At 35.8% G+C, this 22,627-nt stretch carries 19 protein-coding genes; 13 read left to right on the top strand and 6 right to left on the bottom strand.

The window, feature by feature from the left end; genetic code table 11:
- Window positions 1-47: 47 nt before the first annotated feature.
- Window positions 48-1,418 carry an MATE family efflux transporter gene (locus JR050_RS05440; protein ID WP_204202503.1) on the bottom strand — a complete coding sequence of 457 codons (1,371 nt, stop codon included), beginning with the start codon at window positions 1,416-1,418 and terminating at the stop codon, window positions 48-50.
- A gap of 253 nt (window positions 1,419-1,671) precedes the next feature.
- Between JR050_RS05440 and JR050_RS05435 the strand changes: the two genes are divergently transcribed.
- Complete coding sequence (locus JR050_RS05435; RefSeq protein WP_204202502.1) at window positions 1,672-2,550, top strand: helix-turn-helix transcriptional regulator; 879 nt, start codon at window positions 1,672-1,674, stop codon at window positions 2,548-2,550.
- A gap of 55 nt (window positions 2,551-2,605) precedes the next feature.
- Here JR050_RS05435 and JR050_RS05430 read toward each other — a convergent pair whose 3' ends face one another.
- The gene (locus JR050_RS05430) at window positions 2,606-4,351 is read right to left on the bottom strand and encodes an alpha-glycosidase (RefSeq protein ID WP_204202501.1); all 1,746 of its coding nucleotides are present in this window, start codon (window positions 4,349-4,351) and stop codon (window positions 2,606-2,608) included.
- 285 nt (window positions 4,352-4,636) lie between these two features.
- Between JR050_RS05430 and JR050_RS05425 the strand changes: the two genes are divergently transcribed.
- The 5 genes from JR050_RS05425 (at window position 4,637) to JR050_RS05405 (ending at window position 10,899) form a co-directional block, all read left to right on the top strand.
- Window positions 4,637-5,923 (top strand): extracellular solute-binding protein, encoded by a 1,287-nt coding sequence (locus JR050_RS05425; RefSeq protein ID WP_204202500.1) that lies wholly within the window; start codon window positions 4,637-4,639, stop codon window positions 5,921-5,923.
- Between the two features lie 152 nt (window positions 5,924-6,075).
- Window positions 6,076-7,365, top strand: a complete 1,290-nt coding sequence (locus tag JR050_RS05420; protein WP_204202499.1) for a carbohydrate ABC transporter permease — start codon at window positions 6,076-6,078, stop codon at window positions 7,363-7,365.
- A gap of 1 nt (window position 7,366) precedes the next feature.
- A complete protein-coding gene (locus JR050_RS05415) occupies window positions 7,367-8,209 on the top strand; it encodes a sugar ABC transporter permease (protein ID WP_204202498.1) in 843 nt (280 codons plus the stop codon).
- Between the two features lie 28 nt (window positions 8,210-8,237).
- Complete coding sequence (locus tag JR050_RS05410) at window positions 8,238-9,767, top strand: alpha-amylase family glycosyl hydrolase (RefSeq protein WP_204202497.1); 1,530 nt, start codon at window positions 8,238-8,240, stop codon at window positions 9,765-9,767.
- Between the two features lie 91 nt (window positions 9,768-9,858).
- Window positions 9,859-10,899, top strand: coding sequence for a LacI family DNA-binding transcriptional regulator (locus JR050_RS05405; RefSeq protein ID WP_204202496.1), 1,041 nt, complete (start codon window positions 9,859-9,861; stop codon window positions 10,897-10,899).
- 15 nt (window positions 10,900-10,914) lie between these two features.
- Here JR050_RS05405 and JR050_RS05400 read toward each other — a convergent pair whose 3' ends face one another.
- Complete coding sequence (locus tag JR050_RS05400) at window positions 10,915-11,778, bottom strand: SDR family oxidoreductase (RefSeq protein ID WP_204202495.1); 864 nt, start codon at window positions 11,776-11,778, stop codon at window positions 10,915-10,917.
- Between the two features lie 393 nt (window positions 11,779-12,171).
- The gene (locus JR050_RS05395) at window positions 12,172-12,663 is read right to left on the bottom strand and encodes a YajQ family cyclic di-GMP-binding protein (RefSeq protein ID WP_204202494.1); all 492 of its coding nucleotides are present in this window, start codon (window positions 12,661-12,663) and stop codon (window positions 12,172-12,174) included.
- 166 nt (window positions 12,664-12,829) lie between these two features.
- Between JR050_RS05395 and JR050_RS05390 the strand changes: the two genes are divergently transcribed.
- The 4 genes from JR050_RS05390 (at window position 12,830) to mscL (ending at window position 17,098) form a co-directional block, all read left to right on the top strand.
- On the top strand, window positions 12,830-13,687 hold the full coding sequence (locus tag JR050_RS05390; protein ID WP_204202493.1) for a CvfB family protein: 858 nt from the start codon (window positions 12,830-12,832) through the stop codon (window positions 13,685-13,687).
- A 184-nt stretch (window positions 13,688-13,871) separates the two neighbouring features.
- Window positions 13,872-14,846 (top strand): BMP family lipoprotein, encoded by a 975-nt coding sequence (locus tag JR050_RS05385; RefSeq protein WP_430392861.1) that lies wholly within the window; start codon window positions 13,872-13,874, stop codon window positions 14,844-14,846.
- 15 nt (window positions 14,847-14,861) lie between these two features.
- Window positions 14,862-16,514, top strand: a complete 1,653-nt coding sequence (locus JR050_RS05380; RefSeq protein ID WP_204202491.1) for a methyl-accepting chemotaxis protein — start codon at window positions 14,862-14,864, stop codon at window positions 16,512-16,514.
- Window positions 16,515-16,651: 137 nt separating this feature from the next.
- Window positions 16,652-17,098, top strand: coding sequence for a large conductance mechanosensitive channel protein MscL (mscL, locus tag JR050_RS05375; protein WP_204202490.1), 447 nt, complete (start codon window positions 16,652-16,654; stop codon window positions 17,096-17,098).
- A gap of 98 nt (window positions 17,099-17,196) precedes the next feature.
- Here the strand turns inward: mscL and JR050_RS05370 are convergent, their stop codons facing one another.
- Together JR050_RS05370 and JR050_RS05365 are read right to left on the bottom strand one after the other, a co-directional pair.
- Window positions 17,197-17,328, bottom strand: coding sequence for a DUF3941 domain-containing protein (locus JR050_RS05370; RefSeq protein ID WP_204202489.1), 132 nt, complete (start codon window positions 17,326-17,328; stop codon window positions 17,197-17,199).
- Window positions 17,329-17,796: 468 nt separating this feature from the next.
- Entirely contained in the window at window positions 17,797-18,657 is an 861-nt protein-coding gene (locus tag JR050_RS05365) for a DegV family protein (RefSeq protein WP_204202488.1), read from the bottom strand.
- Between the two features lie 182 nt (window positions 18,658-18,839).
- On the opposite strand from JR050_RS05365, the gene JR050_RS05360 reads away from it, so the two are divergent.
- The 3 genes from JR050_RS05360 to JR050_RS05350 all read left to right on the top strand — a co-directional run bounded on the left by JR050_RS05360 (window position 18,840) and on the right by JR050_RS05350 (window position 22,042).
- Window positions 18,840-19,685 carry a YitT family protein gene (locus JR050_RS05360; RefSeq protein WP_204202487.1) on the top strand — a complete coding sequence of 282 codons (846 nt, stop codon included), beginning with the start codon at window positions 18,840-18,842 and terminating at the stop codon, window positions 19,683-19,685.
- Between the two features lie 59 nt (window positions 19,686-19,744).
- Window positions 19,745-20,596, top strand: a complete 852-nt coding sequence (locus tag JR050_RS05355; protein WP_204202486.1) for a BsuPI-related putative proteinase inhibitor — start codon at window positions 19,745-19,747, stop codon at window positions 20,594-20,596.
- Between the two features lie 327 nt (window positions 20,597-20,923).
- Window positions 20,924-22,042, top strand: coding sequence for an IS110 family RNA-guided transposase (locus JR050_RS05350; RefSeq protein ID WP_204201818.1), 1,119 nt, complete (start codon window positions 20,924-20,926; stop codon window positions 22,040-22,042).
- Window positions 22,043-22,627: the final 585 nt, after the last annotated feature.

Raw genomic sequence — 22,627 nt, 5'->3', positions numbered from 1 at the left:
TGAAGACCAACCAAGTTCTCATAGTTAGTCTACAGTCTAACATTCCATTATGCAGGTTGCTCTTCCTGTTTCATAAATGTCTTATTCATCCATACTCTTGATTTCCAGCGGAATAGCATTATAATACCTCGCAACCATTCATCTGCAATGAAGGAAATCCATACCCCAATTAACCCGAGTCCATAGTGAATTCCAAGTACATAAGATATTGTTACACTAACTCCCCACATTGAGAGAATTCCCATATAAACTGGGAACCTTACATCACCAGCCGCACGTAACGAGTTGATGACGACTAAGTTAATGGATCGTCCTGGCTCAAGTAAAATAGTAAGAAAAATAAGTGTCGTACTTACTGATAGAATAGCTTGATTATCAGTAAAAATACCAAGAAGTTGTTTGGAAAAAATACTCACCACAATGGCAGCTCCTAATGAAATAATAATGGCTGGCTTTAAGCTATTTAGACACCTGCGATAAGCATCTTCATATTTTCTAGCGCCAATCATATGGCCAATTAGTATTTGCGTACCTTGACTGATCGCAATACTAAACAGCATAACGAACATCATGATATTCTGAGTATACACTTTAGCTGTTAAGGCTTCGGTACCTATTTTAGTAATAAAATACGTAATGAAAAACTGTGACGTATTATATGCCAAATGCTCACCTGCTGAAGGTATACCAATTGTTAACAGGTTTTTCGTATGTTGAAACGGTAAAGTAAATACTCGTTTGAAAGGAAATGTTCCTTCAACTCTTCGAAGCATTAACCAAATAAGAAAACCTAATCCAATCACTCTACTGACAATTGTAGAGATGGCAACACCTTTCACTCCAAGTTCAGGGAATCCAAATGCTCCAAAAATAAATAGATAGTTACCTAATACATTTAAAAGGTTCATTCCTATCGTGACATACATTGAATCCTTCGTGAACCCATAGCTCCTGATGATAGCTCCTACTGTCATAACGATAGCCTGCACAAAAGAAAATCCGCCAACAATTACTAGATAAATATAAGCATCCTCCATCAATTCAGCGGGAATACCCATCAATTGTAGAAACATTCTTCCGTAAAAATAAAGAACTAAACTAAGTACTAAACCAAATAATAAATTTCCTAATATAGAAACAACCGCAACTTCTTTTGCCTCTCTCTGTTCTTTTGCCCCTAAGTGCTGGGCTATTAATATAGCAGTACCTGTTGCAATAAAACCAAACATAACAATGACAATCGATAATATTTGATTAGAAACTCCAACTGCCGCAACTGAATTATCGGAATATTGACTTAACATTAATGTATCTGCATTTCCCATTAACATATGTAACAGGATTTCAATAAAGAGTGGCCAAGTTAACGCAAATAAAGACATTTTACCAATATCTTTTTTATTGATTTTTCTAGCCATTTTATCACCTCTCTAAAAGTTGGCTTATCCTTGGAAGTAAAAGAAACTCTAATGAACCTAACAAAATTTAATCTATAAACCAAGCATTAGGTAAAATAACGATGTTTGAATAGTCGAATGATTGTATAAATTAGAGTAACTATTTTATTTACATCAGTTGAACAATACTCTATAGTTTAATCTGATTAACATACAATAGATAGAGAATATAACGATAACATTGGTAAAATTTCGACCTAAAGAGGTGAAGGATTTGTCCTATATTTCATTTTATTTACCCCCATTTCCAACATTTATTAAAGGGGGAGAAGCGGTTTTCACAAAAGGGAATAAACATATACGCAGAACATATACCGTTTTTGATTTATTGTACGTTTTAGAAGGGGAAATACATATTACAGAACATGAATCCCGATTTACAGTACAAGAGGGGCAATATGTCATATTAGTGCCTGGATTAGAACATTACGGACATAAAGGGTGTGAGGGGGAAACTCGTTATGTTTGGCTCCACTTTAACATTGAACATCAATATGATGTCGTTCCAAAGCAACCATTAGACTGGACGAAGTTATCGATAAGAGAGGGGGATTTCGAGGAAGCTGCACGATTTAATTTTTATATTCCACAATATAATTCCATTACTCAGCGAGAATTATTAGAGCAACTATTAAAACAATTAACAGTTCTTGAGAGTGAGCAATCACCAGATCATAAGCTACGCCAACAAATTATTTTTCAAGATATCTTATTATTACTGCAGAAGCAGGCACTTCAAATTCCATCCGCAACAGAAAAGGTTAGTGAAGAAGTATTGAAATATATTAGAGGAAATTATCAAAAGCCGATAAAAATGGCTGATATCTCAGCAAATTTGCATTTTAATCCAGATTACATTACAAGATGTGTTCAAAAAACGATAGGAACAAGTCCATCCCAATATTTAAATCAATATCGAATAGTAAAGGCGAAAAGTCGGTTAGCGACAACGAATGACAAAATTTCTTCTGTCTGTAAAGATGTAGGAATTGAAGATCAAGGTTACTTTTCTAAACTGTTTCGGAAGATGGAAGGAATGTCACCAGGGGAATACAGAAGAATTGTGCATCGTACTGAAGAGGACATCGAGTGAAAAAACCGCATAGAAATGGCTCTATACGGTTTTGCTTCTTATAGGATAAATCGTGCTAACGAATCAATTTAAAAACTTTAAATCCATAGGAATCAAGTCGAATCGTTCCTGGTTTAACTTGTTCACCTGATAATATGTCAATGGCATCAGAAGTTATTGGTGCTTTTACTTCAATGTTAGTATTTGAATTGTTCATAACAAATAAGAGTGATTCGTTTTCGAAAGTCTTTTTATAAATGATATGATTTGATTCATCGTTTGCCTCGATAAACTGGAAAGAACCTTGGTTACCAAATGCCGGTTCAGTTTGACGCAAGCTTATCAATTTTTTAACAAAGTTAAATAGCTCTAAATCTTGCTTATCTTTATCCCAAATCATGCATCTTCTACAACCAGGATCTTGACCTCCAGTCATACCGACTTCATCACCGTAATAAATACATGGAGTACCTGTAAATGATAACTGGAATAAATATAGCAGTTTCATCTTATCTTTATTATTGTCGCAAATAGTCAAGATTCTAGGTGTATCGTGACTATCCAATAAATTAAATTGAACTTCATTCACATTATTTGGATATGAGTGAAGTACTCCTGAAATAATGTTAGCAAAGTGAGTAGCTTTTACTGCATCTTTGGCAAAATACTGCAATGCACCATTTGTGAATGGATAATTCATCACGGCATCAAATTGGTCACCTTGTAACCATGGCATCGAGTCATGCCAAATTTCACCTAATATATATACGTCAGGTTTAATTGATTTAACAGCTTGTCTGAATTCTCTCCAAAATTGATGATCCACTTCGTTCGCAACATCTAGTCGCCAACCATCAATGTTGAATTCTCTCACCCAGTAACGCCCAACTTCTAATAAGTATTCCTTTACTTCTGGGTTTTCAGTATTCAGCTTTGGCATATCTTTTACAAAAGCGAACGTATCATAGTTTGGCATTGGCTCTGTAATAATTGGAAATTCACGGAGGTGGAACCAATTTTTATAGATAGAGTTTTCTCCATTCTCTAAAACGTCCTGGAACTGAGGGAAGTAATACCCACTATGGTTAAATACAGCATCTAACATTACTTTTATTCCATTATTATGGCACGTTTGTACGAGGTGTTTAAAAGTATCCTTATCCCCAAATTGTGGGTCAATTTCCATATAGTCAATCGTGTCATACTTATGATTAGACTTTGCCTTAAATATCGGTGTGAGGTATAAACCGGTAATTCCTAGTTCTACTAAATGGTCAATATGATCAATGATTCCTTGAAAGTCACCACCAAAGAAATTATTATACTCCGGTTCAGCACTTCCCCATGGAAGGGTACCAGGAGGATTGATTGATTTGTCCCCATTTGCAAATCGTTCTGGGAAGATTTGATACCATACTGTATCCTTTACCCATTTTGGTGCATGAAAGACATCAATTTCGTTAATAAAAGGAAAACAAAAGTAATAAGCAGTGTCATCGAGTGGCTTTTCGGTATAAAACCCTTTTTCTGTATAAATCAGTTTTTCTGAGTCATTTGTTAACTCAAATCCATAGCGCAATCTACGATATGGTGGCTTAATTTCAACAAACCAATAATCAAATAATTCGTCTGAACCGCTAATTAGCATTGGTAATTGGTGTGTTTGGAATTGTCCATTTTTCCAATCATACGGATCGCCACAAATTAGATTTACATGTTCCACGTCATTTTTTTTTGTTCGTAAACGGATATGTAAAGTTTCTTCATCGTACGCATAAGCGTAATTATTTTTAGGTCTATGATAAATAGCCTCTTTTAGCAAAATGAATCACCTCAATTTTCATATTATGCAAGCGTTTGCTTTTATTTTTTTAGGTTAGTAGAACAAAGATAGAAAGTCAATAAATAACAGATAATGAATGTTTTTTTTTAAGCAGGATACTATAAAAACGAGTTTGATAAAAAAATGTTGTCAAACAGAAATTAGACTGTATAATGAAGATGTAACTACTTGGTGCAATCGTTTTCATAAAATATTTTTTTACATATTGTGCAAACGTTTGTCAAATAGTAGACGTTATCAATTAATTAAAATGGAGGGGTCAAAATGAAAAAGTTATTTTCAATTTTTATGATTATGATCCTTGCTTTTGGCGTTCTTGCAGCGTGCGGTCCTCAAGAGGATGCTGAAGAACCAGCAAAAGGCGGAGATGATAATCAAGCAGCAACTGGTGAGATGCCAGAAAAGCCAGAGAAACTTGTAGTTTGGGAAGACACTGATAAAGGTATTGCACTTCAACCAGCTTTAGATAGCTTCACAGAAGAGTATGGTATTGAAGTAGAATTCAAAGAATTAGGTATGGCTGATGAAATTCGTGAGCAATTACCACTTGATGGTCCTGCTGGTACTGGTCCAGACGTAGTAACTCTTCCACATGATCAAATTGGTCAAAATGTTGTTTCGGGACAAATTACTGAAATAAAAGTTGATCAAGAAGTTCTGGATACATTTACAGAAGCTTCAGTATCAGCTCAAATGTTTGACGGAAAGCTTTACGGTCTTCCAAAAGCAACTGAAACACCAATTTTCATTTATAACAAAGCATTAATGGAAAAAGCTCCAGAAACATTTGACGAGCTTTATGATTATTCAAAAGGTCTTGGAAAAGATCAATACGGTTTCTTAGCATTATGGGATAATTTCTATTTCGCTTACGGTATCATGGGTGGAATGGGTGGTTATGTATTCAAGAACAACAATGGTGCTCTTGATGCACAAGACCTTGGTTTAAGTAACGAAGGTGCAGTTGAAGGTGCTTCATACATTAAGAAGTGGTATACAGATGTATTCCCTAAAGGAATCATTGGTGAGAACGGCGGTTCAACAATGGACGGACTTTTCAATGAAGGAAAAGCTGCTTCTGTTATGAATGGTCCATGGGCATTCCAAGCTATGAGAGATGCTGGAATTGAATATGGTGCTGCTCCACTTCCGAAATTACCAAATGGTGAATATCCACAAACATTCATGGGTGTTAAAGGATGGCATGTAACTTCTTATTCTCAGCATCCAGAGTGGTCAACTAAGCTAGTTGAATGGATTACAAACTATGACAATGCAAAGATTCGTTTTGAACAAACTGCTGAGATTCCACCAGTTAAGAAATTAATTGAAGATCCAGTAATTGCTGAAAACGAAGGTGCAAAAGCTGTTGCTGTTCAATCAGAGCGTGCTGTTCCAATGCCAAACATTCCAGAAATGGGAGAAGTTTGGGGACCAATGGCTACTGCCCTGCAAACAGTTGCAAACCAAAAGGCTGAGCCTAAAGCTGCTTTAGATGAAGCTGTTAAGACAATTAACACAAACATTGAAGCAAACCATAGCAATAAATAAGCATACAATAAAAAACGATAGCGGTACTTTCCTTTAAGGGAGGTACTGCTACTCGCTTTTTATCGTTACTAAATTTAGAAAATTGTGCTTAAATGTCCTTGCTTACATTAATTTTAGTGAGTGTGTAATAGAAAGGGGATACCATTTTCATTATGGAACCGACTCTTGAATCATATCAATCAAACCATAGAAAGACTGCAACAGCCTTATCCATCATTCCAGGACTTGGCCAATTATATAATCGTCAAACACTTAAAGGAATCTCATTCCTAATCTTAACGATTGCTTTTATAGTTGTTTTTAAGGACATCTTAAATTTGGGATTATGGGGTTTAGTTACACTTGGAGAGAAACTTCCACGCGATAACTCAATCTTTTTGCTTATTTACGGTATCCTTGCATTAATCATTTTAATCTTAGGTATTGGTTTTTATATTTTTAACCTGAGAGATGCTTATAAGAACGGGCAAAAGCGTGATTTAGGCTTTAAACTGCCTACGTTACGTGAGCAATATCGAAATCTTGTTGATGTAGGTTTCCCTTATTTAATTATTTCTCCAGGATTATTATTGTTAATATTCGTCGTCATTTTCCCCATTTTATTTTTAGTCCTTCTAGCCTTTACGAACTATGATCTTTATCATTCCCCACCAGCTAAGTTAGTGGATTGGGTTGGAATACAGAACTTTATTGATATTTTTAGATTAGAACTTTGGAGAAAGACATTTGTTAGCGTTTTATCTTGGACGTTAATTTGGACTTTCGGGGCAACAACACTACAAGTTGGTCTTGGTATTTTCCTTGCAATTTTAGTAAACCAAAAGGATTTAAAAGGAAAAGCGATTATTCGTACAATATTCATCCTACCTTGGGCTGTACCTGCATTCGTATCAATTCTCGTATTCTCCGGAATGTTTAATGAATCATTTGGTGCAATTAATCGTGATATACTTGAACCATTAGGTATCGGACCGATTCCTTGGATGACAGAAGTTTGGTGGACACGCTTTGCCTTAATTCTAATTCAGTCTTGGTTAGGATTTCCATTCGTATTTGCAATGGTAACAGGTGTTCTTCAATCTATTCCTAATGAATTATATGAAGCTGCAACAGTAGATGGAGCTTCAAAGTGGCAGCAATTTAAGAACATTACATTACCTTTAGTTCTGTTCGCTACAGCACCAATTATTATTACGCAATACACGTTTAACTTTAATAACTTTAACGTTATCTTCCTATTTAACGGTGGTGGACCTGCTGTTTCAGGACAAAATGCAGGCGGAACAGATATACTAATCTCATGGATCTATAACTTAACGATGACATCACTACAATATAGTAAAGCTGCCGCAATTACATTGTTGCTATCGGTAATTGTCATTACAGTTGCGATCTGGCAGTTTAAGCGTACAAAATCATTCCAAGAAGAGGATATGATGTAATATGACCAGTAAACAAGCAAAGTTTGTTCGATTAACCCTTTCGTATTTAGTTGTTTTATTTATGACAGCAGTCATTCTTTACCCAATTATATGGATTATCGGTTCATCCTTTAATCCAGGTAACAGTTTATCGGGTTCAAGTATTATCCCGAAGAATGCGACGCTAGACCATTACAAATATTTATTCGATAAAGAACAGAGTGATTATTTAATTTGGTATTGGAATTCCGTTAAGATTTCGTTTTTAACGATGTTGTTCTCTGTAATGTTAATCAGCTTAACTGCTTATGCATTTTCGAGATACCGTTTTATTGGGAGAAAAAATGGGCTACTAACGTTCTTAATTCTACAGATGATTCCTAACTTTGCAGCGTTAATTGCAATTTTTGTACTTGCATTAGTTACAAAATTATTAGATACTCATTTAGCATTAATCTTAATTTACGTCGGTGGTGCGATTCCGATGAACACATGGTTAATGAAGGGGTATTTAGATACAATTCCAAAAGAGCTTGATGAATCAGCTCGTATGGATGGAGCAGGTCATTTCCGTATTTTCTGGCAAATTGTTATGCCATTAGCGAAGCCGATTATATCGGTTGTTGCCTTATTCACATTTATCGCTCCATTCACCGACTTTATTCTAGCTCGTATCATCTTAAGAAGTGAAGAAAACTTTACTCTTGCAGTAGGATTATATGATCTTATCAGTAATCAGTTTGGTAATGAATTTACGAAGTTTGCTGCCGGTTCAGTATTAATTGCGATTCCGATTGCGATGTTATTTTTATCGTTCCAAAAGTACTTTGTATCAGGACTAACTGCAGGTGGTACAAAAGGTTAATAGAAAATGGTTAAAGGAGGAACGGAGATTGAGCAGAAAGATTTTTCTATTGCTTATCCCGTTTCTTCTTTTTTACAGCTTTCAAGTTCAAGCTGATGAAAAAGAAGAACAGAGTTGGCAAGATGAAATGATTTACTTTATTATGGTAGACCGTTTTAACAATGGAGATACGTCCAATGACTATGAGGTGAACCCTAATGATCCTTATGCGTATCATGGTGGAGACTTTAAGGGAATTATCGATCAATTGGAGTACATTGATGATATGGGGTTCACAGCAATTTGGTTAACACCAATTGTGAAAAATGAAGAAAAAGGCTATCACGGATACTGGACTGAAGACTTCTACGATGTTGAAGAGCACTTTGGAACGATTGAAGAATTTAAAACACTAGTAGATGAAGCTCATAAGCGTGACATTAAAGTTATTCTAGACTTAGTAGTGAATCATACGGGATATAACCATCCGTGGTTAGTAGAAACGGATAAGCAAGATTGGTTTCATGAACGAAAAGATATTACAAACTGGGAAAACCAAGAAGATGTTGAAAATGGTCAACTATTAGGACTACCGGACTTGGCACATGAAAATCCAGACGTCGAAAAATATCTACTTGATATGGCGAAATGGTGGATTACAGAGACAGATATTGATGGATATCGTTTAGATACGGTGAAACATGTTCCGAAGTCATTCTGGGAAAAGTTTTCGAAAGAAGTGAAAAGTGTAAAGGAAGACTTCTTTTTAATTGGAGAGGTTTGGCACAACGATCCGAGGTATGTTGCGGCATATGGAGAAACTGGAATTGATGCGTTTGTTGATTATCCACTTTATGAAAAGCTGGTAGACACATTCAAAGAGCCTGATAAACGTTTAGACTGGTTACACAAAATCTGGCTAAGAAATCAGGCATTTTATGAAAACCCTTACCTATTAGGTACGTTCCTAGATAATCATGATAATATTCGATTTACGAGAGAAATCATTCAAGAAAGACAAAACCCTGAGACACGATTAAAATTAGCACTAACCTATTTATACGGTGCTCCTGGTATACCGATTGTCTACTACGGTACTGAAATTGCCCTTGACGGTGGAAATGATCCTGATAACCGTAGAATGATGAGCTTCCGTGCAGATAAAGTGATCATTGATTATATCTCGAAATTAGCAGAGATTCGCAAACAATACCCTTCCCTTCAAAAAGGTGATTTTGAGATTTTATTTGAAGAAAAAGGTATGGCTGTATTCAAGAGAACTTACAAAGATGAGACAACCATCTTAGCCATTAATAACTCCTCATCAACGATGACAGCGAATATACAATCGGATAAAATTGGGGAAGGGAAAGAGTTAAGAGCCCTATTGAATGATGAGCTTATAAGAACCACTCAAGAATCATACAATATTTCAATGGACCGAGAAACATCAAACATCTTTGAAGTACATGAAAAAACCGGATTAAACTGGAAGTTTATCGCTGCCATAATAGGTGTTTGGATTGTATTTGGATTGTTTATTGTATTCGTTAAGAGACGTGCAAAAAGACAAAAATAAAGCAAGATAAAATTGGTAACAAACGGGCACATACAAATACTTGAAAAAGATATAAAATAGTATGTAAACACTTGGGAGAGGGAGACTTACAATGGCGGTTACAATAAAAGATGTTGCAAAGCTAGCAAACGTTGCACCGTCCACTGTTTCAAGAGTAATTGCAGATAGTCCAAGAATTAGTAAATTAACAAAGGAACGTGTACGTGAAGCAATGGAGGAATTAGGTTATCATCCTAATTTTAACGCACGTAGCTTAGCTAATCAGACCACACAAGCAATAGGGTTAATTATGCCAAGTTCAGCAAATAAAGTGTTTCAAAATCCATTCTTTCCTGAAGTTTTAAGAGGGATCAGTACATTTGCCCATGAAAAAGACTATGCACTTTATATGTCTACAGGTGAAACAGAGGATGAGATATTCCAAGATGTGATGAAGATGGTTCAAGGTAAGAGAGTTGATGGAATCGTTCTTTTATCATCTAAAGTAGACGATGAAATTATCGATTATCTTCAAGATAGAGAATTTCCCTTCACGTTAATTGGAAAACCATTTAAAGAAGCAGAATCTATTACTCATGTCGATAATGATAATTATAAAGCAGCAAAAGAAGTGACTGAATACTTAATAGGTCTAGGTCATGATCGTATTGGATTTGTCGGTGGTAATTCACATTTAGTCGTAACTCTTGATAGATTACTAGGTTACGAAAAAGCATTATCAAATTCGGGTATAGTTTATCGAGACGAGTACATTATCCACGAAGAATTCTTGCAAGAAGGTGGACAAGAGGCTGTTAAAGAGTTACTTGCCCTGAAGGAACCTCCAAGCGCGTTAGTTGTAGCCGATGATCTTATGGCATGGGGAGTATTAAACACGTTAGATGAAATGGGAGTAAATGTTCCAACAGATATGTCCGTTATAAGCTTCAATAACTTAATGCTATCTGAAGTATCAAAACCTCCACTCACATCTGTTGACATTAATATCTTCGAATTAGGTTGCATGGCTTGCAAATGTTTAATAGAAAAGATAGAAAACCCTACAGAACATGTGAAACGTATTATCGTTCCACATCAAATTATGAAAAGACAATCATGTCACCAAAAGACATTACAATTAGAGGAGGCTTAAAAGCCTCCTCTTTTTTTATCCGTTTATGATCGTACCACCATTAATATGCAGCATTTGACCTGTCATATAGGAAGAATTATCACTTGCTAAATATACATAGCTAGGAGCTAGTTCATATGGTTGTCCTGGTCGCTTCATCGGGCTATTCGAACCGAACGTAGAGACATCATCACTTGTAAACGTGGAAGGAATGAGAGGGGTCCAGATTGGCCCTGGGGCTACCCCGTTAACTCTTATGCCTTTGCCAACTAATTGTTTCGATAGGGAGCGGGTGAAGGAAACAATCGCTCCTTTAGTTGAAGAATAATCTAAAAGTTTCTCGTTTCCTTGGTATGCTGTAATAGAAGCAGTATTAATAATTGAACTTCCACTTTTCAAATGGGGTAAGGCTGCTTTTGTTAAGTAAAAGTAGGAGTACACATTTGTTTTGAACGTTTTATGTAATTGTTCAGCACTGATATCCAAAATTGAAGTTTGAGGATGTTGTTCGGCTGCATTATTCACAACAACATCAACTCGACTAAATGTTTCAATTGTTTTTGAAATAACTTCTTTGCAAAATTTCTCTTCTCCAACGTCTCCAGATAGAAGCAAGCATGTCACTCCTTCAGCGTTAACGAGTTTCTCGGTTTCCTTAGCATCTTCATGTTCATTCAAATAGACGATGACAACATGAGCTCCTTCTTTAGCAAAATAAATGGCAACAGATTTCCCGATACCACTATCCCCACCTGTAATGATGGCTACTTTATTCTTTAACTTCCCACTACCTGTATAGTTTTTGTCAATCGATATTGGTCTGGGATTCATTTGAGACTCAACACCTGGCTGTTTGTCTTGATGCTGGGGAGGTAACGTTTGATTTACTTGATTGTTCATGATCGACTCCTTTCCTCTTACTAAAAGCTAGTATGTGAAAATAAGAGGAAAGTATGAAAGAATGGCAACAGATAATATATACCACTTTACTGTACGTAAGAAAGGAGGCTCGGACATAAGTATTTCAGCAAATGATAAACCCGAACTATTAGGCGAAATCTTTCACCTAATAGTTCGGGTCTTTCTTTGTTGTGTTCAATTGATTTGTTTGATTTTACATACTATTTTTAAAAACTAGTGTCTGCAGCGCAATGGAACGAACTCGTTCTTCCAACTTAACTGATTAATAAATAACAAAGCATACGAAAAAAGTAATATATTTAATAGGTAGAATAATTTAGCTATTAATAGCCTTTGAGGATGATTTATTTAGTTATGTCCCAGCCTCTTTGTTTAGCGATAGTTGATAAACTGAACCTCAATTGGTAAGTCTGCACTACGAATAGCAGCAATGATACCTTGTAAATCATCTCTATTTTTCCCAGTAACACGAATTTGGTCATCTTGAATTTGACTTTTTACTTTCAGGCCGGAGTTTTTAATAATTGTGTTAATTTTTTTGGCATTTTCTTTATCAATACCCTGAACAAGTTTGGCACGTTGGCGGACCGTTCCCCCGGAAGCATTCTCAAGCTTTCCATAATCTAGGTTTTTAATGGGTACTCCACGTTTGATTAGCTTTGAAATGAGTACATCCTTTAGTTGTTCCATTTTGTAATCATCATCTGAAACTAATACAATTTCTTCTTTTTCTAGAGAAATATCACTTTTGCTACCTTTAAAATCGTATCGTGTTTGAACTTCCTTTAATGCTATACTAATTGCGTTTGTTACTTCTGGTAATTCTACCTTTGAAACAATATCAAATGAGCTTTCCTTTGACATGTAATCTACCTCCATTAATAACTCTAGTTTTACTTATTGTACAAAATTATCCGATACATGTACAAATGTTGTGTGATTTTTGGCACATCTTGAGAAAATAAGTGATATAATGATTCGAAATGGAAAGAATGATAGTAGTATCATTGAAAGAGGGTAGTCATACATAATGATTGAAGCAGGTAAAGTGCAAACATTGCAAGTATATAGACAAGTAGATTTCGGTTACTATGTGAGTGATGAGGTTGAAGAAGTCTTATTACCTAAAAAAGAGATAATCGGTGAGATTCAACTTGATCAAGAAGTTGAGGTATTTATCTATCACGATCATGAAGGTAGATGGATTTCAACGATGAAAACTCCTACCATTACAGTGGATACATATGATTGGGTAGACGTAGTTGGAGTCAATCCTGGTCTTGGAGTGTTTATTAATATTGGGATATCAAAAGATATATTAATTTCTAGTGACGACTTACCATTATTTGAAGAAGTATGGCCACAGGTAGGAGACAAGCTATACTGTTCATTAAAATGTGATAAAAATGGTCGTCTTTTAGGAAAGCTTGCTCCAGATCCAGTGATGAAGGAAATGGCAACACCAGCTACAAGGTCAGCCTATAATATAAATGTAAAAGGTAGAATTTACCGAACAGTAAAAGTAGGATCTTATATTTTTACAGAAGAAGGCTTTATTGGTTTTATTCACGAATCACAACGTAGACAAGAACCACGCTTAGGTGAAGAAATAGAAGCGAGAGTAATCGATGTTAAAGAAGATGGAACCGTCAATGCATCCTTGTTACCAAGAGGACATGAAGGAATGGATATAGACTCAAAAGTCATTTATGAGTATATGGAAAGCAGAGGAGGAGCAATGCCTTTTTGGGATAAGAGTGCTCCAGAAGATATTCAAGAACAATTTGAAATGAGCAAAGCTGGATTCAAACGTGCTTTAGGTAAGTTAATGAAAGAAGGAAAAGTATATCAGGAAGAAGGTTGGACATACTTCTCTTCTCGAAAATAATAAGTGGGATGAAGACTGCTAAAGTTTTGAGCAGTCTTTTTATTTTGTTTTCAAAAGATAATCTTTGTTTTTATAATGCTTTTTTTTGAATTTGGTAAAAATTATAACATCTTTAAATGAGTTAACATTAGTCGAATTCTGTCGATAACAAGTGTGATACTAAAAAAAAGGAGCGAACTCAATGATACAAAAGATATCTTTACTATTCATCATCATTGCTCTTCTTGTTGGTTGTTCTTCTACTGCAACAAACAGTTCTGAAACAACAGATAAAATTAAAGTTGGAATTATGTTGTCAGACGTAGGTTTAGGAGATCAGTCATTTTCTGATTCTGCATTTGATGGCTTAATTAAGGCGAGAGAAGAGATTGGCATATTATTTGATTACCGTGAGTTAAAAGATTCAGAAACGTATGAAAAGGGACTGACAGAACTAGTCGAAGATGGAAACGACGTGGTTGTTGGTCTTGGATTTATGGTTCAGGAGGATATTGAAAAGGTTGCAAAAAAATATCCGAAGCAAAAGTTCATTCTAATTGATTCTGTTTCTGAGCTACCAAACATCACATCGATTACGTTTAAAGAAGATGAGGGAAGCTTTTTAGCTGGGGTGGCTGCTGCATTAGCTACAAAATCTAATAAACTAGGCTTTGTTGGCGGAGCAGACGTTCCTCTTATTAATAAATTTGCTAGAGGCTTTGAACAAGGAGCAAAAACGATTAATCCAAGTATAGAAGTATTTGTAGAATATGCAGGTGACTTCGGAAATGACAAGCTTGGAAAAGACATAGCTATAAAGATGATTGACCAAGGAGCAGATGTACTTTATGCAGCTGCTGGATTCACAGGAGTTGGGGTCTTGCAAGAGGCACAAGTTAAAGGTGTATATGCAATAGGAGTTGATAGTGATCAGTTCTTCTATGCGGAAAAAGCCGTAATGACCTCTATGTTAAAGAAAGTTGATGTTGCATTATATCAAGTTATTTCAGACTATGTAAAAAATAAAGAGTTACCAAAAGGTAACGTCCAGCTTGGATTAAAGGAAGACGGTGTTGATTTAGCACCGATTAGAGTAATTCCATTTACTCAACAACAGTTAAAAACGATTACCGATCATAAGCAAGATATCATCAGCGGTAAAATTACGATTTCAAATTAAGGAGGTGCTGTAGAAATGAATCTTAAAAAGAAACTTATGCTTCAATCCATGGTTGCACTAGTGTTAGCGATTGTGATGATTGGATATATCGTTGTTAAAATGATAGAAATCGAAAAATCAAATACAAATTATGTTCCCTATTTATTAGCTGTACATGAATTGAATTCTCAAATGAAGATTACAAAGCAGAGCTTAAACAACTTTTCATTTAATATGACAGAAGGTAACAAAGCTGAAGCAATGGAGCAATTAATTACAACACGTGAAAGTTTTGAAAAAGTAAAGAAGCAAAATACACTTCCAGAGTCTAAAAAATTAATTGCTAAGTCATTTGAAAAGTATGAAACATTACTGTTTGAAGCGCAGAAGTCTCTTCAGGCTTCTGATGCATCAGAAGTTAAAAAGCAATCAATTCGTACAAACGGAATACTTAATGACCTATATTTATTAGACTTATATGCAAGTAAACACTATGAATATATTCAAGAAACATTAAAGAAGAAAATCACTACAACTATTGTAGTAGCTTTAATTGGATCTGCTATATTGATCGTCGCATCTATTCTGTTAAGTTATCGTTTAACATTATCTATTACAAAGCCACTACAGCACTTAAGCAATAATGCGAGAAAAATTGCAAGTGGAGATCTTGTTGTGGAAGAAGTAATCTATAATAAAAACGATGAAATTGGTGAACTGAATCAATCATTCACGGTCATGGTACAACAATTACGTAGCTTAATCGGTTCAATTGAATCGGTAAGCAAGAATGTAGAACAGTTTTCACGTGAAATTGAAAACGAAAACCGCGGCTTAATTGAAATCAGTAATCAAGTTGCTGTTTCAACAGATGAGTTATCTTCAGGTTCTCAGGTAATATCTGAGGACTTACAGAACTCTGTATATCTAGTTGAACAGATGTATCAAGAATTCGAAAAGAATGTCAGCCGTTCTGCGCAAACTGCAGAATATAGTGTAGAGGCAGAACTATCTATTTCTTCAGGTAGACAGGCAATACAAGAACAAAAACAATTGTTAACAGAAAATATTGAATCAACAAGAATGATTGAAACTGCGACAAAGGACTTCTCTGGTTATGCTAGTAAGATAGAGGAGATGGCAAAGTCCGTTTCATCGATTGCTGATCAAACGAACCTTTTAGCTCTTAATGCAGCTATAGAAGCAGCACGTGCAGGAGAAGCAGGTAAAGGATTTGCTGTTGTTGCAGATGAAGTAAGAAAGCTTGCAGAAGACTCGACTAGAGCTACAAAGCAAATTTTTGAAATGGTCGATCATATTCAAAATGGACTAACTGAAGTGTTACAATCTGTTGGTAAAGGTGTACAAATTGCATCGAAACAAGAAAAATCAATGGTTGTCACGACTGAGGCGTTTGAAAACATTGGTCAAAAAGTACAAGGCATTACTTCAGACATCGAAGAGCTTGTAAAGGGCATAATCAACTCTAAAACACTTGGAGAACAAGTATTAGAATCAGTTGGAAACATAAGCGCAGTAATAGAGGAATCTGCTGCTGGAAGCGAAGAAATATCTGCTTCGACTACAGAGCAATTACATGCGTTTGAAAAGCTCTCTACAAAAGTAACAAACATGAGAAAGCTTACGGATGAACTAAATGAAGTGCTATCACAATTTAAGATGAACTAACTAAGTAAAGGTCAGCTTCTATAAGCTGACCTTTGTTTGTCATGTAATAATTTGTTACAGTATAGGGAGCATGAAAAATACATAGAAAACTTATAAGTTGTCTTATTTTGCATAAAGTAGTAAGGAGGAGGGATAGTTTGGGTTTAATAAAAGAGTTTAAAGAATTTGCAGTAAAGGGTAATGTGATTGACCTTGCTGTCGGGGTAATTATTGGTGGTGCATTTAATAAGATTGTATCTTCTTTAGTTGATGATATGATTATGCCACCGATTGGGATGCTGATTGGAAAAGTTGATTTTGCAAATTTATTTATTACATTAGGTCCAGAAGAGTATAAAACCTTAGCAGATGCACAAGAAGTAGGTGCTGCTACGATAAATTATGGACAATTTATTAATAATGTCATTCAATTTGTAATCATGGCGTTTGTTATTTTCTTGATAATACGTCAAATAAATCGATTAAAGAGAAAAGAAGAGGTTAAACCGACTACACCTGATACAAAGGAATGTCCTTTCTGTATTACAAAGATTGCCGCGAAGGCAAAAAAGTGTCCACAATGTACGGCTGACCTTCCAGCTTAAAGAAGCATAGTATTTAGACTAGCTTCTTTTTTGCTACTAGTATTAATTCATGAGCTTTATTCCATAAAATGCAAAAAAACTTGGCTGCATAGCCAAGCTTACAAATGATCTGTTTTCTTAGAATATTGGTTTTTTCCTTTTTCACGGTTTTGTTCCCGTTCTAAATTCTTTTCTGCTCGTTTCGCGTTATTATCACGAGCTTTTTTATCGTTGTCACTAGTTCTAGACATAAGGATCGCTCCTTTCAAATATTAGATTCTCCTATAGGCTATCTCAAAGTTCACATTATTATGTAACAGAAAAGGGCTGTTTTCGTATGGCTCTTTTCGTAAAGATTGTTGTTATTTGGATAGCTCTGTTAAAACATTGAGTTGATTGGAGCGGAAGGCACTCGACTCCTGCGGGAGATAGAGGGAATCGTGAGACCCCGCAGGCGAAGCCGAGGAGGTAGGTTTTTTCACGATAGTGAAAATAACCATCAGCTTCCTCCCCGCGGAAAGAGTGTGCCTGAAGCGGAAATCAACGGACCTAAAATAAATTCTTTTTTTGTAAAAATAGCAACAAAGTATGCGAAAACAGACTTACGTAAAATCAAGTCTAGATCTATTGAAGACGCTCAGTATTTTTATAAATGATTTCGAATGCAGATAGAAAAAAGACTAAACGAATGAATACTACATTGTTTAGTCTTTAAAAATCTAGTCTAATTCTTTATTTAAGAAGAAAAGTGCAATTGTTCCTGGACCTGCATGTGCTCCCACTGCAGAACCGATTTTAGAGATGAAAAATGTTTCACAACCAAGCTGTTCTTTTATTTTTTCTTGTAAATAAAGTGCTGTTTCCTCATCTTCACCATGACTGATACCAATTGTTTGTCCAGCAAAGTTTGTACCACGTTCCTTCATAACCTCAAGCATTCTTTGAAGTACTTTCTTACGTCCACGAATTTTTTCAAGTGGAATTAGTTTTCCGTCTTCAACATGAAGCAATGGTTTTATGTTTAGAAGACCCCCTACAAAGGCAGAAGCTTTTGAAACACGTCCCCCACGAGCGAGATAATCTAAATTATCAACAGTAAAAATATGTTCCATATGATTAGCATGAACTTGGGTTCTAGTTACAAGCTCGTCATAAGAGTAACCTCTTTTTGCATATTCCGCAGCCTTTAAAACAACCAAGCCCATTCCAAGAGAAGCACATTTTGTGTTAATAATGGTTAACTTGAAATCAGGATATTGTTCTCTTACTTGTTCTGCCATTAACATTGCTGTTTGATAAGTACCAGATAACTCAGAAGAAAACGATATATAGATAGCTTCTTTCTTTTCCTCTGCTAAGCGAGTAAATGTGTCTTGGAAGCGAGTAGGTGGTACTTGAGATGTTTTTGGCACCTTTTCCATTCTCATTGCCTCATACACTTTTGAAGAATCAATCGTTTCAGTATCGTAATAATCTGTATCGTCTAAATGAACAACTAATGGAAACATTATAATATTTTGCTCTTGAAGAATTTCTCTTGGTAAATCACATGCACTGTCAGTCAATAATTGAATTGACATGAATATCACCCTCTAATTTTTAAATATTATCCATAAAACAAAAAGACACATTACGCTTGTCTATAATTTACTATGTATAATTTTAAGTTTATAGATTTTATAAGGAAAACTCAACATTTTTACGGGTACAATTGAATTTTAAAGGCAATATTAAATGTATAGGCATAATAAGGGGGATTTTCATGGTTTTGACAGAGAGTAAAAAGGTGATTGTTGTCATATTGGGTGCTCTTCTGAATGCGATTGGCCTTAATTTGTTTCTCATTCCAGCGAATGTGTATGCAAGTGGGTTTACAGGAATTGCACAGTTAATTTCTAGTCTCTTACAAGATTACACACCTTTTTCAATTTCATTGGGAATTTTACTTTTCCTTTTAAACATACCTGTCACTATTTTAGGGTGGTTAAAGGTAGGAAAATCATTTACCTTCTATAGTTTTTTGAGTGTAGCACTAACAACATTATTCCTTGAGCTTATACCTATTCATTCAGTTTCTCCAGACATTTTATTAAATGCAGTTTTTGGCGGTGTCATCTCAGCAATAGGTATTGGGTTTACGCTGAAATATGGGGCATCAACAGGTGGTATAGATATCATTGCGATGGTCTTGTCTAGAATGAAAGACAAGCCTGTTGGTCCTTATATCTTTATCTTAAATGGAATTATTATTACAGCTGCAGGGATGTTATACGGATGGGAAAAGGCTTTATATACTTTAGTTGCTTTATACGCCTCGACACGTGTCATTGACGCTATTCATACTCGTCATGAAAAACTAACTGCCATGATTATCACAAGAAAAGGTGATGAATTAAAGGAGGCAATACACGCAAGACTTGTTCGTGGTATTACAATTGTTCCAGCAAAAGGAGCATTTACAAATGAAACAAAAGATATGTTTATGATTGTCATCACAAGATATGAAATGTACGAACTTGAAAAAATTATAAAAGAAGTTGACCCTAATGCATTTACTAACATTGTACAATCAACAGGTGTCTTCGGATTTTTCCGTAGAGAAACGTAACCTTTTAGTTGAACAACACGACAAATAAATTAGAAACGAAAGATAATAGGAGGAATAAGATGAAACAGTTCATTTTATCATTGGGTATTATACTCGTAATGGCTGGGTGTGGGACAGTTGATCAAAACGCTAACGGTGATTCAGACGAAAATTCTAAAGAAGCTACTACACCTTCAATAGATTTAGCGGATTTTGAAACAACACTAAATGTAGAGCAAACAGATGAGAAAGCAACTTTTTCTATTAGTTTCTCTAACGAGGGAGAAGAGGATGCCGATGTTATGTTCTCTTCTGGTCAGAAATTTGAACTTGTTGTAGAAAATGAAAACAAAGAAGAAGTGTATCGATATTCAATTGGCAAGATGTTTACAATGGCTCTCGAAACTATTAGGCTTGCTCCCGGTGAAAAGCTCGAACTCACCGATGAATGGGATTATATGGTGAATGGTGAGAAAGTTCCACCTGGAGAGTATAAGGCAACTGTAACAATGATCCCTAAAGAAATAAACGAAAAGACCGTGGATGCAAATACCTTCCAAGCTGAAACAACATTTACGGTTGAAAAGGTAGAAGGAGCAAATACCTCGCAAGCAGAGGAGAAAGAAAATACAGCATTTCGAAATATAAACGTAACTGGTGAAAATGGTGAATACACAATAACAGGTGAAGCACGTGTATTTGAAGCTACTTTCTTTTATTCAGTAGAAGATGGACACGAAGTTATAATACCAGAAACAGTTGTACACGCAAATGAAGGAGCACCGAGCTGGTCTCACTTTGAATTGAAAATATCCATACCAAAAAATAAACTACCTAAAAATGGCACCATCACAGCACAGATTTATGAAAGAAGTGCGAATGACGATAGTGTTGTGAATCAAGTTCATGTATCACTCCAACAATTTCAGTAAGATTAAAGAGGCTGTGACATAAGAATTTCAGCCAATGATAAACCCGAACTATTAGGCGATTTTTTAATGAATCTTAAACCTAATAGTTCGGGTCTATTTGTTGCTTTAGATTTGTTTGGCATACTATTTATAAGCACTAGTGGAATGGAGCGGAAGACAATCGACTCCTGCGGGAAGTAGAGGAAAGGCTGAGACCCCGCAGGCGTAGCTGAGTTATCATGAACGAAACTAGCTCCTTACTCGTAACATCGTAGGTTAATTTGGTTAGAATGTTTACTGGTAAAAACAAACCAAATCAGAGCTACATTACGGAAGGAGCTAGTTATTATGAAGGATACCATAAAATATGTAGGTTTAGACGTATCAAAAGAAAAAATTGCAGTTGCGATCGCGGATGAGGGGCGAGAAGAGCCGAGATACTGGGGAGTAATTCCTCACACACCAGAAGCAGTTAGGAAATTAATAAATAAACTTGGAAACACCGAGACTCTTCGAGTCTGTTATGAAGCCGGTCCAACTGGATACCCACTATATAGATTATTACTTTCCCTAGGTGTTCATTGTGATGTGATAGCCCCATCTCTCATACCTAAAAGACCAGGTGAACGTATTAAGACAGATCGTAGAGACTCTATTCGACTGGCTCAGTTATATCGAGCAGGAGAATTAACTAACATCTATGTTCCAAACGAAGAGGATGAAGCTCTCCGTGATCTTGTAAGATGTCGTGAAGATGCAAAAGAAGATGAACTTAGGGCAAGGCACCGTTTGAGTAAATTTTTGCTTCGTAATAACATTAAGCCACCGTCAGGTGTGAACAAATGGACGGTCAAATATCGTAGATGGCTGGATGCATTAAAATTTGAAAGCTCCAAACTACGTGTGGTCTTTCAAGAATATTATCATCAATTGAAAGAGCTAGAACAACGAATTTTAAGACTAGAGGAAGAAATTAGAGTTCAGGCAACGGAGGGCGTACACGCCCCAACCATTCAAGCCTTACAATCACTAAGAGGTGTAGCTCTTATTACTGCGACTAGTCTTGTAGCGGAGATAGGTTCTTTCAAACGTTTCTCATCACCAACACAATTAATGGCCTATATTGGTTTAATACCAAGTGAATACTCAAGTGGTGAAAGAAGAATACAAGGGAGCATCACAAAAACAGGGAATCGTCATGTACGACGCTTATTAGTAGAAGCTGCATGGAGTTATCGTTATCAACCGTCAGTTAAAGGAGAATTGATGAGACGACAAAATGGACAGTCCCCCACTATTCAAGCGATATCCTGGAAAGCACAAAACCGACTTCATAAAAAGTATTACCGATTATTATCAAGAGGAAAAGAAAGTGGAAAAGCAATTACTGCAGTTGCCAGAGAATTAGCTGGTTTTATTTGGGCTATTACACAAGAGGTAGAAGAAGTAAAAAACGCTAGTTTTTGATCTTACAAGTTGTCATGTTACGGTGATATAGGTATTATTGATCCATTTTTTATGTATGGCTTTAATTTCACACGAATAATTTACGAAGAAAGATAGATGATTGAGAACAGGGCTCGAAGGCAAAGAAAAAAACCGGAAAGGAAAACCCACGTGGCCTCCTCTGTGCTATATCTAAATAGATTAACGCACGTGCCGAGTTAGTGGATTAGTCCTTTATACGGAAAGATAAAATGTGAAAACCCACGGATATCAGAGCGTAAACCGCAGTAGAGATTTTTGCCTTCGTGCCGTGTTCTTAACTTCTATTCAAGTCAAAAAAAGGAGAAAGGAACAGATTCCTTCTATAGCTTAATGGAGTCTCTCACTTCTTTGTATGACAGTCAAGGAGACCACTTGACAGACATACAAAGAAGTGAGAAGTGGTCAGTAAGCTAAAGAAGGAGCTATTCTAGCCAGAATGGCTTGCTAACTAACAAAATCAAGAAAAGAAGCCGTAAATAGCTTCTCTTCTTAGAGTTGGTCAAAAGACAATCCAAACCTGGTGAAGAGTGGGAGCCTTGACAGTTTCGTTCATATCAGGAGGCT

Origin of the sequence: Bacillus suaedaesalsae, from assembly GCF_016890225.1 — a bacterium.
GTDB lineage: Bacteria > Bacillota > Bacilli > Bacillales > SA4 > Bacillus_BS > Bacillus_BS suaedaesalsae.
The sequence above is the reverse complement of the archived record's forward strand: the minus strand, read 5'-3'. Positions and strand labels throughout refer to the sequence as shown.